This is a genomic window from Congregibacter brevis (assembly GCF_045689245.1).
Taxonomy (GTDB): Bacteria; Pseudomonadota; Gammaproteobacteria; order Pseudomonadales; family Halieaceae; genus Congregibacter; species Congregibacter brevis.
This window is the reverse complement of the sequence record NZ_CP136865.1, coordinates 1168954-1181738: the sequence shown is the minus strand read 5'-3', so window position 1 is coordinate 1181738 and position 12785 is coordinate 1168954. Positions and strand designations below refer to the sequence as shown.

Below are 12785 nucleotides of genomic sequence, written 5' to 3'. Positions count from 1 at the left end.
CCGGACCCGATTGAGCTAAGCGCACTTTCGATTCAGTTAACTCCAACCGCCCCTGCGCCAGGTCGCCTTGGATCGGAATATCCGTAAAACAGACCGTCCTTCCACATCACCGTTTGAAGACTGCCCATGCCGGCGCTGCGCTTGCTGAAACTAATGTTGTGGCCTAGATCAATCAGACGAGTCACGGTGTCGGGACTGATACCGCTTTCAATTTGCATGACATCGGGTTGCCACTGATGGTGGATGCGCGGTGCTACCGTAGCGTCGGCGATGTTCATGCCAAACTCGAGTACGTTCAAAACCATCTGCATGTTGGCGCTGATGATTTTTGAACCGCCCGGGCTGCCGGTCATCAACAGAGGTTGGCCATCTCGGGACACCATCACGGGTGACATGGAACTCACGGGACGCCGATAAGGGCGGATCAAGTTATTCTCGCTGCCCATGAGCCCGAAAGCATCCGGAATGTCTGAGCGCAAGGTAAAGTTACCCATATTGTTGTTCATGAGGATGCCCGTGCCTTCAATCACGACACCGGAACCAAAAGTGAACATCAGGGTATAGGTGTTCCCGACCATATTGCCGTCGGCGTCCACTACAGAGTAATGGGTGGTTTCATCACTTTCGTAGATCGCAAGATTACCCGGCGCAATCTTGCCCGACGGCAATGCTTGATCCATAGTGATTCTTGCAGCCAAATCTTGAGCGTAGGCCTTGCTCACTAGAGTCTCTGTGGGCACTTCGACAAAATCGGGATCGCCGAGATACTTGCTACGATCGGCGTAAGAGAACTTCATCGCTTCGGCCATAACGTGTAAAGCGTCGGCGCTCTCCGGGCCCATTTTCGCCAAGGGGAAATTCTCAAGAATATTGAGCATTTGAATAACATGGGTGCCGCCAGAACTGGGGGCTGACATCGCGGCTATGTCGTAGCCGCGATACGTCCCGCGCACAGGTTCTCTCTCGACCACTTGGTAGTCGGCTAAATCCTTCATGGTGATTAGACCGTTATGAGCCTCCATGTCGGCGACGATTTTCTCTGCGACACTACCGCTGTAAAAGGCGTCTACGCCGTGTTCAGCGATTTCCGACAGGGTCCAGGCCAAGTCGGGCTGCTTCCACAGCTCACCCACTTCGTAGTTCGAACCGTCGGGTTTATAGAACTTGCGCAAAGCCGCGGGGTTATTCTTAAGCCGCTGACTGCGGGACAAATCCGCTGCCAGGTCGTAGGTGACCTTAATACCATCGCGCGCCAGGCGAATCGCCGGTTCCAAAACCTCCGCTAAGGTCATGGTGCCGTACTCCTCCACGATATGAGCGAGTCCTGCTACCGATCCGGGAACCGCTGACGACTTATGAGAAAAACGGTAGGTTTCATTGGGTACGACGTTTCCATCGTCATCGAAGTACATGTCCCGAGTCGCTGCAGCCGGCGCGGTTTCCCGAAAGTCGATGGCAATGGTCTTGTCCTCTGCCGCTACATGCACAAGCATGAAGCCGCCGCCTCCGATATTGCCCGCGCGAGGCAGAGTGACGGCGAGTGCGAATCCAAGGGCTGCACCGGCATCAATAGCATTCCCACCCTTTGCAAGAATCTCCGCCGCAATCTCACTGGATAGTTCATTGTGGCTTGCCACCATGCCCCGCTTTCCAAGGACTGGGTGATTGATAGCGCTGTATTCGAACAGCGGCTGAGATGCGTCCTGTTCAGCAAAGCTCTGGGAGCCTATTGCGAAAATAGAGATCGTGGCCAGTACCGGAATGATGGCAAGTCGTAGGTGACGAAAATTCTTCAACATGAACGTGTCCCAAATTATGAGTTTAAGCCGATCGATCTCATGAGTATGTGATCATCTAAGCGGCAAAAGCCAGCCATATCAAGGGCGAAAACGCAGCTATCGATGGTGAACCGCGATTTGCATGGAGGGCAAGATTAGGAAGCTAGAAGCGACGGCAATGCAACTAGAACGATTTGGGCTTGCGGGCTAGTTGGACTTACTCAAAAGCAGAGTACGTTTTGATAGCGGCTAGATTAGGGCCACGTAAGTAAAGCCGCGCAAAGCGCCCTATCTTGGAGAGAAAATGGTGGGCCGTGCTGGGTTCGAACCAGCGACCAATTGGTTAAAAGCCAGTTCTTCAATGACTGCCTTCGTAAGTAAATCAAAGAGTTACCAGGTTGACTTGTGCTATCGATGGACGACATTGTCCTGCCTAACCTGTTGAATTATCTAGCAATGCCTAGGTCCAATAGCACAGAAATCCCTACTCTAGGTCCGTAATTGCGAGGACTTACAAAGTCGTCTCTATGAGTGGCACGAAACTCATGATTGATCTATCTTTGCGAACATCGTGGTAAAAAAGTCCTTACAAGAAGCAAATCCTAACTTGGCCGCTCAGTGGCACCCATTTAAAAATGGCAGCCTGACACCCGCCGACGTAACTCCTGGATCAGGAAGAAAGGCGTGGTGGCTTTGTCCTAAGGGCAACGATCACGAGTGGGATGCGGCTATTTACAACAGGAATAGGGGAGCTGGTTGCCCGATATGTTCCAATCAAAGGGTAGCTGTATCTAACAGCCTCGGCACGGTTAACCCAAAACTCGCCCGGGAGTGGCACACTGAAAAAAATGGAGCTCTTACGCCATTTGATGTGTTGCCCAGCACCAAAGCTCAAGTCTGGTGGCAGTGCACCGTTAACCCAACCCATGTTTGGCGAGCCAAACTCAACAATCGCGCTAACGGCAAGGGCTGTCCATACTGCGCGAACCAGCACATTACAAAGGAAAACTCACTGGGCGCAGTAAACCTCGCCCTCGCATCGCAGTGGCACCCAACAAAAAACGGTTCTCTAACTCCGTTTTACATTGCTCCATCAGCGAAAAAAAGGGTTTGGTGGAAATGTCGCAATGGCGATGACCATGAATGGGAAGCCACGGTTAACCACCGCGCTACCGGAACAGGGTGTCCTAAGTGCAACCCGGTCTGGTCCGTTCCTGAATTGAGGATCTACACCGAGTTACAAAGCATCTTCCAAAACATCGAGCACCGATTCATCTTCAACGGTGTTGAGCTGGATCTGTACATCCCTGAGCTCGGGATCGGTATCGGTATCGAATATGATGGCGTGTACTGGCACCATGACAAAGTCGAAAAAGACACGTGCAAAAACCAAGCTGTCGCATCGAAGATTATGCTGATAAGGATTAGGGAAGAAGGTCTCCCACTAATCAGCCCGCATGACATAGAAACGAACAAGAAGCGTATACCGATCTCGACAATCAAGGAACTATTGAAGCGTATCGGGAAGAATCACGCTGTAACCCCAGCGCAAGCTTTGCTCATACATGAGTATCAGAGTCGGAAGACTTGGATCGCAAGCAAAGAGTTCGAAAGACTATACGCGGAGCGGAAGTACGCCAAGCCGGAAAAGTCGCTCGCCACTTTGCATCCGAAAATATCTCGAGAGTGGCACCCCAAAAAGAATAATGGGTTGTCACCCAGTCAGTTCACTCCGGGATCAGGCAAGGTGGTTTGGTGGCTAGGACCATGTGGCCACGAATGGCAGGATTCTATACTTCATCGAAAACATAATCGCGGGTGCCCGCAGTGTCGATACTTACGAGCTAGTGCTACGCGGCGTAAGAATAAAACCGAAGATCAAATAGACTTGTTCGACTAATCTTCAGCACTTAGGTGGGCGGAAGATTTTAACTTTACGACACGCTAAAACATACTTCATGAGTCATACCGACTCAACGGCTTCCTCGGACACCGTTTCACGAACACCGTGTCATTCAGTTACGGCAACATGTCGTTTGCGCTCGTTCCGCTCTATGCGGCCCTCTTTGAGCAACAGCCCCAACACACTGTAAGACAGGTAATCCTTCGCCCCGCCGCCATACTCAGATTACAGGCCTAGGAACTTAGCGGCATCTGAGTTTCTTATGCCTCCAGGGTTTGCTTTGGCTAGCTCCATTATTGCCGACTTCAAGAACTCAAGCCCCATCTGCGCACGCTCATAACTTCCATCAGGGACATTTACTTTCGACTTTTTGGAGATCGTGTTCGGATTAGGCTGCACACGATTAGTCAACAGCCCTCCACGCTTGCGGATACCAAAAGCCGCTATGAGTTCGGCTTCCAGCTTTAACGCTTGCGCTTCAGTGAGATCGTCAGCCAACACAGTGTGCAAAACCTTCATACCGTGATCATGTATTCCTTTGATGACAAGCCCTTTCTCGGAATCGTCCTCCACCGCCTCATGCTCCCAGGCACGATTGCCTGTACCTTTCCCGATGTAAAATACAGAAGCTGGTTTTTCTCGTGGATCTTTGAGGGCATAAACGTAGAACGGGTTCTGTGGCATCGGCCTGTATCTCGCAGTGATAATGAATCAGTCTATTACTCAACCAAATAATACGCACATAGATTGCCCAAGAGCATGACTTCTGAGAGGCTGTAGCAATGAGTGAAACGACACCCCCAGAATTGAGCGATGAAGAGTTAGGAGTAATTGCAGGCAAAGCTGCCGGCAACTTCAAAGGCAATGCTCACCAACTAGAGGCAGCAATTGGTGCCCTTTTTGTTGCCAAGCATTACGGCTGGAAAGTCGTATATCTGGTTCACGATATCCGTACTGTAAGGAAATACGAAAAGATTCTGGGAGTGAACCTCAAGGACACCATGCCTGAGGTCGGACACAAAGCCGAGCGATCACTTGCCTATATTGCCGCCCAAAAAGTCAGCAGTTTTTGGAAGGCTGTTAAGGGTGAGATTCCAGGTATAAAAACGCCCGAGATCAAGTAAAAAGCTACTGTGGAACTCTCCGCTTTACAAGATCAAGTGAAACTCAAGGTCGGTCGCAACATACTGTTGCTTCAGCAAATTGAGAGACAGTTGAAGTTCATCGTGGCGCACAGCGCTATATCGGGTGATCAATCCACTCTTCTCCCAAACTTGGAACGAAAGAAGACATCGGTTGGAAAGCGCACACTGGGAATGGTCTCTAGGGACTTCATCAATGGGCCACTTGCACAAACTTCACCCGACGAGTTTTCAGGGTTTCATATTAGTTATAAATTCGAATATGAATTGAGTGAACAAGCAATTGATCAGCTTGAATCACTGATAGTCGAGCGGAACAAGCTTGTGCACCACTTTCTAGAGGAAGTTGATTTTGATTCAACCATCAGCCTCGAGGAGGCGGCTGACAGCCTGGATGCGTCGAAAGAAACGATCCTGAACGTAAGTGAAAATTTATCTCAATACGTTCATGCACTGATTGAGAGCAGGAAAACGAGCTATGAAGCGCTCGCCGAGCACGTGAAAAATCTCTAATTAATTCAGGCTCACGCTCTAAAGCAAGATTAAGGGTAGCTAGACGTTAGCTGAACTTAATTGAATCCAAAAAACCCAATTAAAGGGCAATGAGCAGGCTTGTTCACAAGCTAAGGCGCTTTCCATCGAAATTAGCATAGAACTCTTTTCGAGCGCGAAGCTTGTGGTTCGCGCACTCTACAAATGCGGTCTCGTTTCTTGGATTTTCACACCCATCGGGCATTATGTAACCTGAGTCAAATTCAGCACGCTTATCGCGCTCGTATTGGTCGGCCCTGCGCTTAGCCTCTTCTGCAACTTGGATTTGTCGGACTTTCTCTGCCCGCATAGCACTTTCCTTTCTCTGGGCTTCAATGCGCTCAGCTACTCTCTTGTCTGCCTGCGCTTGAGCGGCCTTACCCATTTTGTCTACCTCTTCGGAAAAGGCAGTTATCGCTGCGGTAAAAAACACTACTCGCACTAAAAACAGAACCGCCGAAGCAATAAGAATTCCACCGGCAATCTGAAGCGCTAGCTTCATGACGCACACCTCGAAATAAACTCGAAAGACTAGATACCATGTTATCGCGGCAAGTGTTGTCCATCCAGGCGAGCATCGCTCTTCCCCTCAATCGCCACATGCGCAATGTGGCGGCATGCCATAACCAACCAAACCAAGATTGGCGTCGGCGCTGTCAACTAAAGCGAAGCGCGGTTGACAGCGCTGAGGCCAATCGGAAAATTGAGGATGGCACTGCCCCAACCCAATCACTCGCACACGTCTTCTTCCTTAAGGGGTATTGACTCCACCCATCTGCTTGCTATTATGGGTGGTATGAATACACCCACGCCAGAGTCCTTGCTGGCAGACTTTCGGAAAAACCCGCGATACCTGCGCCGTATTGCCTACGGTGATCTCATAAGTCGCTGGCCATGGGAATGGTTCGTAACGCTGACATTTGCAGAAGACTTAAACCCAGATGCAGCAATGAAAAAGGTTCGGGTATGGCTCTCCCGACTTGCTGCCTCGCTGTATGGCAGACGCTGGTATAAAAACGGAGCGCTGTACTGGATATGCGCCGAGGAATACCAAAAGCAAGGCCGAATTCACTTCCATCTGGTTATAGCCGGCGTCAGAAACACGCGGCGCCTCACCTGGATGGATAAGTGGCAGTTCCTGGACCGAAAAACTGGCTTTGCTCGAATCGAAGCAGTAGAGAGCAACTCTGGCTCTAGCCACTACCTAGCCAAATACCTGGGAAAAGACGGAGAAATCTATTTCTCCCACAATCTGAAAGACATATCGAGCGACCTAGTAGCTCAAAGCCAAGACCAAGGCTGAATGGTCCATGCGCTGTGAGGCTGAGTCCCCGGCAAATGACAAACAAGGGCAACGGAGTCGGAAGGCGTGCCTCGACCCGTTGCTTGACGCTAGAGGTACGCCCAAACCAAACGTAACACTGACTATGAAAACTTACGAACCCAAAATTTTTATTGAACCGTTCATCATTGAACAAGCCACCGGCAGGAAGAAGCATAAGTCTCAAACCCGCGTTTTGCGTGAGATGGGGTTTAGGGTTTTAGTAACCCCTGAAGGCAAACCACTTGTGACCTATGAAAACTTCTACTCCGTTACGGAGTCGCGCGACGGGTATGCAGTATCGGATGAAGTAATCCTGAACAGTGAGTTTCTTTGAGAAAACGCAACCGCGAGAACATCGGCTTACCGAATAGATGGCGGCACTATCACGGCGCCTACTACTACCAGGTACCTAAGGGGCAAGAACATCACTGGGACGATAAGAAACAATTCCGACTTGGTAAAACACTCAGCGAGGCATACAAGTCCTTTGGAGAGCGCGTTGCGACACACTCATCAGTATCTACTATGGAACATCTTTTCGATCGATATCTATCCGACGTAATACCAAACAAAGCACCTGCAACACAAAGAAGCAATCAGATCAGTCTCCGGAGACTCCGGGGATTCTTCGGGCCAAACCAAATTGCTCGTATTAGACCCAAACACATCTACCAGTTTCGAGACATCTGCACACAGAAACACGGGCCAATATCAGCAAATAGAGACCTAGAAGTACTCTCACACTGTTTCACCAAATCAATCAAATGGGGTGCTATCGATGAACACCCAATGGCAGGAAAGAAAGTAGTGAAAAACCCGAGTCAAAAAAGAACCCGCTATGTGGAAGACTGGGAGCTAAAGGAGTTTCTTAGCGTAGCTTCACCATTTCTAACATCCTACGTCGCGCTCAAGCTCGCATTGGGCCTGCGGAAAGGAGACATGCTGAGTATCAGAATCGATCAGATATCCGATGAGGGGCTCCTCGTGAGGCCACGAAAAACTCTGCGCTCGTCGGGGAAATCAATGCTCTTCGTCTGGACTGATCACCTCAGGGAGTGCATAAAACACGCGCTTGATGTTTGTCCAAAGCCAGGTAACGAATACCTGTTTTGCAATAGGTTCGGCAGTCCGTATATAAAACTAAATGGCACCACTTCTGGCTTTGACTCCATCTGGCAAAGGGCAATGGTGAATGCATTGGCAAAAACCGAGCTTCGAGATCGCTTCACTGAACATGACCTAAGGGCAAAGGTCGCATCTGACACATCGGCGCAGCATGCCAAAGAACTCATGGGCCACAGCAACCAGGGGACCACAGACCGCGTATATCGCAGGAAAGCATTGGCAATCAAACCAGCCCGCTAAGAGAAGCCCATTGTATCGCTCTACGCTAGCGCCCGAGGCCAGATCCAGTGAGCATCCTTCTAATAAATCCAGGACGCTGAAAAGCTTCTATATTAAGTATCAGCGACAAGTAGCGTAAGAATTCCGTAGAGTCAGCGAAGTAGTTGGGATATGCCTCCTTGATGCCACCAACCGCGCTAGTAGATACAAGAGCAACAACCAACCCCTGAGTAGCGGCGGCTTCCTTCTCGCTCTCTAAGTACATTCGCTCAGCCTCCTCGCTCTTGGCATTCTCAAAAAGGGTCGATCGTACATTCGATCTCAAGGTATCGACTTGAAGAAGCACGTAGCCTCGAACTCTTTTTTCAGAGATATGCTCATCAGCCGTCTTTAACGAGTGAGCAAAAGCTTCTAGTTTGCGTACCACCGAAAGACTATTTTGATAACTCTGTACCGTTGCCGCTGTGCTGTAGAAATCAGGGTTTGTACGAACTTTTTCTTGATATGTTGCCAACTGGTCCTCTCTAGTCTTAGAGCTAAAGAGATGAATCTCTTCCATAAGGGCAAAGTGTGCGCTCACGTGAGCAAAGAAGGCTTTCCAATCAGCTTCGCCCTGGTTGGACTTGAGCGCCTGCCCAGTGAATAGATCGACGATCTCCAACGCGGTAGCCCAATCGTGCTGAATCGTAGTTCGTATTTGTACTTCTATTAGTTTTTTTTCAGTGCCCTGATCGCGAAATGAGCCAATCAAATGGTAACCACGATATCCGTCACCCTTCGGGTTACCGATATAGTCCTTGAACCTGATTTTGCCTAGTCCACTCCTAAACTCTTTTCTCTTACGAAGTTCTCGTACAACTTGGTCTAACTTTTTTTGATTCGTAACGATTGCCCTGCAACCGCCAATGTCTTGCATGTTCTTCAGCTTCATCTTGGGAAAGCGTTCCAACTTTGCCGCAATCGATGCGAATCGCTTCAGGCGTTTAGCGAAAATAGCTTTTTTATCGTGCTTCAAAGTGCAGTTTTTCAACAGTGCAGCGGCCGAATCAAGGGGCGACTCATGCTGAAAACGCCAATAGGAAAGCACATCCATGATCTCTTCCAGCTCTGCATCAGACAAAGACGCCCCGCGAGCGACCAACCGCTCTCCCGCTCTAATAACTTCTTTCTCTGAGTATCGGTCCTTCATCTATTCTCTGATTGTGCTCGTGCGCGTATTTACAATTGGTAACGAATTCGGGCAATTCTCCGCTGTATGTCGGGTGTTGTCTAACAATTGGGGTTTTAAGCAAAACGCTGTCAAGCGTGTTTAACGACCTAAACCGCCAGCTGCATCGAGTGCGACGCTGCGGCTATAGACCCCTAACCGGCATTTACACCGCTGGAGTAATCGAGAAGCCCGACGGGCCGCTAATCTAACTCTAATGAAGTGGCCGCAAAAACGAGGCAAGGCCTACTGAATAGCACGAAGACCGCCGTGTAGCACAATACACAGAGATCGCTCCTGCAACAGGGGCGGTAATGCGCTGTAAACAAAAGGAAAAATGGTGGGCCGTGCTGGGTTCGAACCAGCGACCAATTGGTTAAAAGCCAACTGCTCTACCGACTGAGCTAACGGCCCCAGAGGGATGGCGCATATTACGGATTTAGGCGGAAAACTCAAGTACTTATACGAAGTTCTCTTTGCGCTCCAAACAGACCCTGATTAGTCTGAATAAGCGGCGATGCACTCCACCTCGACACGGGCGTTCAGAGCCAGGCCGCTTGCCGCAAAAGCGCTTCGAGCGGGGAAAGGTTTACTGAAGAACTCAGCGTAGACTTTATTGAAAGCACCCCACTCACTGATATCCGCAAGCATTACCGTGCATTTCACCACATCACTCATGTCCAGATCATGCGCTTTTAAGGTATTTCGGATGTTTTCGAGCGTCTGGCGGCTCTCGGGGACGATGCCCCCAGGCACTACAGTTAGTTCGCCAGGAAGCGCACCCAACTGGCCCGCGAGATACACCGTATCCCCGACGCGCACCGCCTCAGAAAAAGGCAGGTCGGCGGATAGCGAGCCGCTGCTATTCAAAAAACTGACTTCGGCGCCCCGCACGGCTGAAACAGCGATGAGAGTAAGTAGTGTCACAAAAACCAATTGGCGCATAACAAACACTCCTGAAATACAACTTCGCATAGAACTTCGTTAAAGGGGCTGATGGATAAAAGCTATGGGGTTACGCTGCCGCCTGAACGCGTAACGCGTTACCGCCTGCAAACTTCGCAAGATCGCTATCGCTAAAACCACTCTCTAACAGCTTGGCACACACCTTGGGAAACTGCAGGTAACTCTGCAAAAAAGCAGGCCGTACCGGCTCCCCTAAATCTGTTGACCATGCAATGTGATCAATACCAACCGTGTCGACCATAACCTTTAGCGCTTCAATGAACTCATCCAGATAGCTAACGCCATAAGGCGCCTGAATCGGGAATGTACCCACAACCCCTCCAGTGTCGGCGATCAGGCGCGCGTGCTCTGGACTGATCCAGCGCGAGCGCGTACTACGATAGTCTCCGAAACGAGCAGAATTGTATTTCACCATGGTGTGCGAAAGGGCCAGCGGCCGATCCACCAGCTCAACGGTCTGCTCGACCACCTTCTGGCTTGCATGCGCCATATCCAAGAGCATGCCCAACTCACTGGCCTCTTCCAATACCTGACGACCCAACGGGGACAGACCTCCATAAGTCTCTGGATCAGTCTGGCTATCGCCCAAAGTAGACGCTACATAGTGAATCGGCTGCAGGCGTTTTAAACCGTGCTCATAGAGCACCTTCAGGCGAGCGGGGGAACCTTCCACCATATGGGCGCCTTCGGTGGACAAGATCACAGCCAACTCGCCACGGGCGCTAATCTTCTCTATGGGGTCCACGTCTGTCACCGGACTCATAGGAGAGTCTTTTAGAAAGCCCGTCATCAGCGCATATTGCCGCTGGTATTCGTCCCAAGCCTCATCCCCTTCAAAGTCTCGATCTTTGTTACCCGGCTGCCCGATTCTTGTTCGGGCTATATCGCTGATGGTATCGAGGTAGATGCAGTTAACCCCGGCGTCGAGGTATTCCCGGACATTGCTCGCAAACTTTTCAGCGCTAACGGGGGGAATTCCTTTGGCCGAGTTATCAAGACCCGTGTTCTGCCAGATGCCGATATGCGTATGAAAGTCGACAATAGGGTTTGTAGCAAAGACCGCGGCGACGCGCTCCAGAGACTCAGGGCTGACATCGATACTCTCAGCTTCTAACGCCAATAGCTCTCTTGATAGCGATAAAGTCGCCGTGGCAGCTAGAGATCCGCGAAGTAACGCCCGTCTCGATAAACCTCTCGAGAGGGAAAACCTAGGCTGTGACATAGCGTGTTACGTCCTCCAAACCGGCATTCTCAAAGCCCTCTCGTCGCAGTCTACAGGCATCACAGACACCGCAGGCGAGCCCATCGTCAGTGGCCTGATAACAAGAGACCGTCTGGGAGTAGTCTACGCCCAAGCGCGCACCCAACTTCACGATGTCGTCTTTTCCCAGGTCCATAAGGGGCGTGTGTATCTCATAGCTGCCCCCTTCTACGCCCACTCGCGTAGCCACGTTGGCCAACTGCTGAAAAGCTTCAATAAATGCGGGTCGGCAATCCGGGTAACCTGAGTAGTCCACGGCGTTGACGCCAATAAAAATGTCCTGAGCTCCCAGGACTTCGGCCCAGCCTAAAGCAATGGACAAAAATACGGTGTTACGCGCGGGCACATAGGTCACGGGAATGCCTTCGCTCGCTTCTTCGGGTACATCGATACTGTCATCAGTAAGCGCTGAACCACCGATGCTGTCCAGGCTGAGGCGAACGACCTTGTGTTCGACATCACCCAAAGTTTTAGACACGCGCTCTGCGGCGAAAAGCTCGGCACGATGGCGCTGCCCATAGTCAAAACTCAGGGAGTAGCACTCATAGCCCTGCTCTCTTGCAAGGGCCAATACCGTGGTTGAATCCAGTCCGCCGGAGACGAGAATAACGGCTTTTTTCTGAGAACTCATAGATTACGACTCTGACATCAGTGCCCGGGAGCATCGTCCCAAAGAAATTTGTGCAATTGCAATTGCAGTCGTACCGGTAGATTGTCCGCGAGGATCCACTCAGCCAATTCTCGGGGAGCAAGCTGTTCGTGACTTGGTGAGAACAATACGTCAGACACCCGAGGAACCAGCGCATACTCATCGATTTTGAAACGCGCCCACTCGTAGTCATTGCGATCACAGATCACAAACTTCAGTTGATCGTTGGCGGTGAGGTGCTCGATGTTCTCGTAGTCGTTTCGAGCAACTTCACCGGACGCAGGCGTTTTCAGATCCAGCACCTTCACAACACGGGGATCAACATCGGCAACGGGCATGGCGCCGCTGGTCTCGAGAGATACTTCATAGCCTTGATCGCAGAGCATCGACAGCAGTGGCAGGCAATTGGGCTGAGCCAGAGGCTCACCGCCGGTCACGGTCACAAAAGCAGGCTTGTACTGCGCCACCCGGGAAGTGATGTTTTCCAGCGTCATCATCTCGCCGCCGTGAAACGCATACTCCGTGTCGCAATAGAGACAGCGCAGCGGGCAGCCAGTAAGGCGCACAAAAACTGTTGGTAAGCCTACCGTCCGCGCTTCACCCTGCAAGGAGTAGAAGATTTCGGTAATTCGCAGTGTCTCGGCCGTCACCACGCTATCCGCTGTTGCGATAGCACCCAT

At 50.8% G+C, this 12785-nt stretch carries 14 protein-coding genes and 1 tRNA gene; 6 read left to right on the top strand and 9 right to left on the bottom strand.

Annotated features, from left to right (window positions below; genetic code table 11):
• Window positions 1–32: 32 nt before the first annotated feature.
• Window positions 33–1799: a gamma-glutamyltransferase gene (ggt, locus tag R0137_RS05265; protein WP_407329104.1), complete on the bottom strand. Its 1767-nt coding sequence runs from the start codon at window positions 1797–1799 to the stop codon at window positions 33–35.
• 586 nt (window positions 1800–2385) lie between these two features.
• Between ggt and R0137_RS05260 the strand changes: the two genes are divergently transcribed.
• Window positions 2386–3678 (top strand): zinc-ribbon domain-containing protein, encoded by a 1293-nt coding sequence (locus tag R0137_RS05260; protein WP_407329102.1) that lies wholly within the window; start codon window positions 2386–2388, stop codon window positions 3676–3678.
• A gap of 228 nt (window positions 3679–3906) precedes the next feature.
• Here the strand turns inward: R0137_RS05260 and R0137_RS05255 are convergent, their stop codons facing one another.
• The gene (locus R0137_RS05255; protein WP_407329101.1) at window positions 3907–4365 is read right to left on the bottom strand and encodes a GIY-YIG nuclease family protein; all 459 of its coding nucleotides are present in this window, start codon (window positions 4363–4365) and stop codon (window positions 3907–3909) included.
• Between the two features lie 98 nt (window positions 4366–4463).
• On the opposite strand from R0137_RS05255, the gene R0137_RS05250 reads away from it, so the two are divergent.
• Both R0137_RS05250 and R0137_RS05245 read left to right on the top strand, forming a co-directional pair.
• Complete coding sequence (locus tag R0137_RS05250; protein WP_407329099.1) at window positions 4464–4805, top strand: hypothetical protein; 342 nt, start codon at window positions 4464–4466, stop codon at window positions 4803–4805.
• A gap of 9 nt (window positions 4806–4814) precedes the next feature.
• On the top strand, window positions 4815–5336 hold the full coding sequence (locus R0137_RS05245; RefSeq protein WP_407329098.1) for a hypothetical protein: 522 nt from the start codon (window positions 4815–4817) through the stop codon (window positions 5334–5336).
• Window positions 5337–5439: 103 nt separating this feature from the next.
• Here R0137_RS05245 and R0137_RS05240 read toward each other — a convergent pair whose 3' ends face one another.
• Window positions 5440–5856, bottom strand: a complete 417-nt coding sequence (locus tag R0137_RS05240) for a hypothetical protein (RefSeq protein WP_407329097.1) — start codon at window positions 5854–5856, stop codon at window positions 5440–5442.
• 207 nt (window positions 5857–6063) lie between these two features.
• Here R0137_RS05240 and R0137_RS05235 point away from each other — a divergent pair, with 207 nt between their 5' ends.
• The 3 genes from R0137_RS05235 (at window position 6064) to R0137_RS05225 (ending at window position 8043) form a co-directional block, all read left to right on the top strand.
• Window positions 6064–6657 carry a hypothetical protein gene (locus tag R0137_RS05235; RefSeq protein WP_407329095.1) on the top strand — a complete coding sequence of 198 codons (594 nt, stop codon included), beginning with the start codon at window positions 6064–6066 and terminating at the stop codon, window positions 6655–6657.
• A gap of 124 nt (window positions 6658–6781) precedes the next feature.
• On the top strand, window positions 6782–7012 hold the full coding sequence (locus R0137_RS05230; protein WP_407329094.1) for a DUF4224 domain-containing protein: 231 nt from the start codon (window positions 6782–6784) through the stop codon (window positions 7010–7012).
• Between the two features lie 455 nt (window positions 7013–7467).
• A complete protein-coding gene (locus tag R0137_RS05225; protein ID WP_407329093.1) occupies window positions 7468–8043 on the top strand; it encodes a tyrosine-type recombinase/integrase in 576 nt (191 codons plus the stop codon).
• A gap of 25 nt (window positions 8044–8068) precedes the next feature.
• Here the strand turns inward: R0137_RS05225 and R0137_RS05220 are convergent, their stop codons facing one another.
• The 6 genes from R0137_RS05220 to queE form a co-directional block, all read right to left on the bottom strand.
• A complete protein-coding gene (locus R0137_RS05220; RefSeq protein WP_407329092.1) occupies window positions 8069–9211 on the bottom strand; it encodes a hypothetical protein in 1143 nt (380 codons plus the stop codon).
• Between the two features lie 356 nt (window positions 9212–9567).
• Window positions 9568–9643 (bottom strand) — tRNA-Lys (locus tag R0137_RS05215).
• A gap of 84 nt (window positions 9644–9727) precedes the next feature.
• Entirely contained in the window at window positions 9728–10174 is a 447-nt protein-coding gene (locus R0137_RS05210) for a Rid family hydrolase (RefSeq protein ID WP_407329091.1), read from the bottom strand.
• 70 nt (window positions 10175–10244) lie between these two features.
• The gene (locus R0137_RS05205) at window positions 10245–11315 is read right to left on the bottom strand and encodes a dipeptidase (protein ID WP_407329089.1); all 1071 of its coding nucleotides are present in this window, start codon (window positions 11313–11315) and stop codon (window positions 10245–10247) included.
• A gap of 88 nt (window positions 11316–11403) precedes the next feature.
• The gene (queC, locus tag R0137_RS05200) at window positions 11404–12087 is read right to left on the bottom strand and encodes a 7-cyano-7-deazaguanine synthase QueC (protein WP_407329087.1); all 684 of its coding nucleotides are present in this window, start codon (window positions 12085–12087) and stop codon (window positions 11404–11406) included.
• Window positions 12088–12104: 17 nt separating this feature from the next.
• On the bottom strand, window positions 12105–12785 hold the full coding sequence (gene queE, locus R0137_RS05195; protein WP_407329085.1) for a 7-carboxy-7-deazaguanine synthase QueE: 681 nt from the start codon (window positions 12783–12785) through the stop codon (window positions 12105–12107).

Bases quoted from the DNA above. Each gene is read 5' to 3' on its own strand.
- queC (WP_407329087.1), bottom strand. From the start codon at position 12,087: ATGAGTTCTCAGAAAAAAGCCGTTATTCTCGTCTCCGGCGGACTGGAT.
- R0137_RS05240 (WP_407329097.1), bottom strand. From the start codon at position 5,856: ATGAAGCTAGCGCTTCAGATTGCCGGTGGAATTCTTATTGCTTCGGCG.
- R0137_RS05225 (WP_407329093.1), top strand. From the start codon at position 7,468: ATGGCAGGAAAGAAAGTAGTGAAAAACCCGAGTCAAAAAAGAACCCGC.
- R0137_RS05235 (WP_407329095.1), top strand. From the start codon at position 6,064: ATGGCACTGCCCCAACCCAATCACTCGCACACGTCTTCTTCCTTAAGG.
- R0137_RS05220 (WP_407329092.1), bottom strand. From the start codon at position 9,211: ATGAAGGACCGATACTCAGAGAAAGAAGTTATTAGAGCGGGAGAGCGG.
- R0137_RS05230 (WP_407329094.1), top strand. From the start codon at position 6,782: ATGAAAACTTACGAACCCAAAATTTTTATTGAACCGTTCATCATTGAA.
- R0137_RS05250 (WP_407329099.1), top strand. From the start codon at position 4,464: ATGAGTGAAACGACACCCCCAGAATTGAGCGATGAAGAGTTAGGAGTA.
- ggt (WP_407329104.1), bottom strand. From the start codon at position 1,799: ATGTTGAAGAATTTTCGTCACCTACGACTTGCCATCATTCCGGTACTG.
- R0137_RS05255 (WP_407329101.1), bottom strand. From the start codon at position 4,365: ATGCCACAGAACCCGTTCTACGTTTATGCCCTCAAAGATCCACGAGAA.
- queE (WP_407329085.1), bottom strand. From the start codon at position 12,785: ATGGGTGCTATCGCAACAGCGGATAGCGTGGTGACGGCCGAGACACTG.
- R0137_RS05210 (WP_407329091.1), bottom strand. From the start codon at position 10,174: ATGCGCCAATTGGTTTTTGTGACACTACTTACTCTCATCGCTGTTTCA.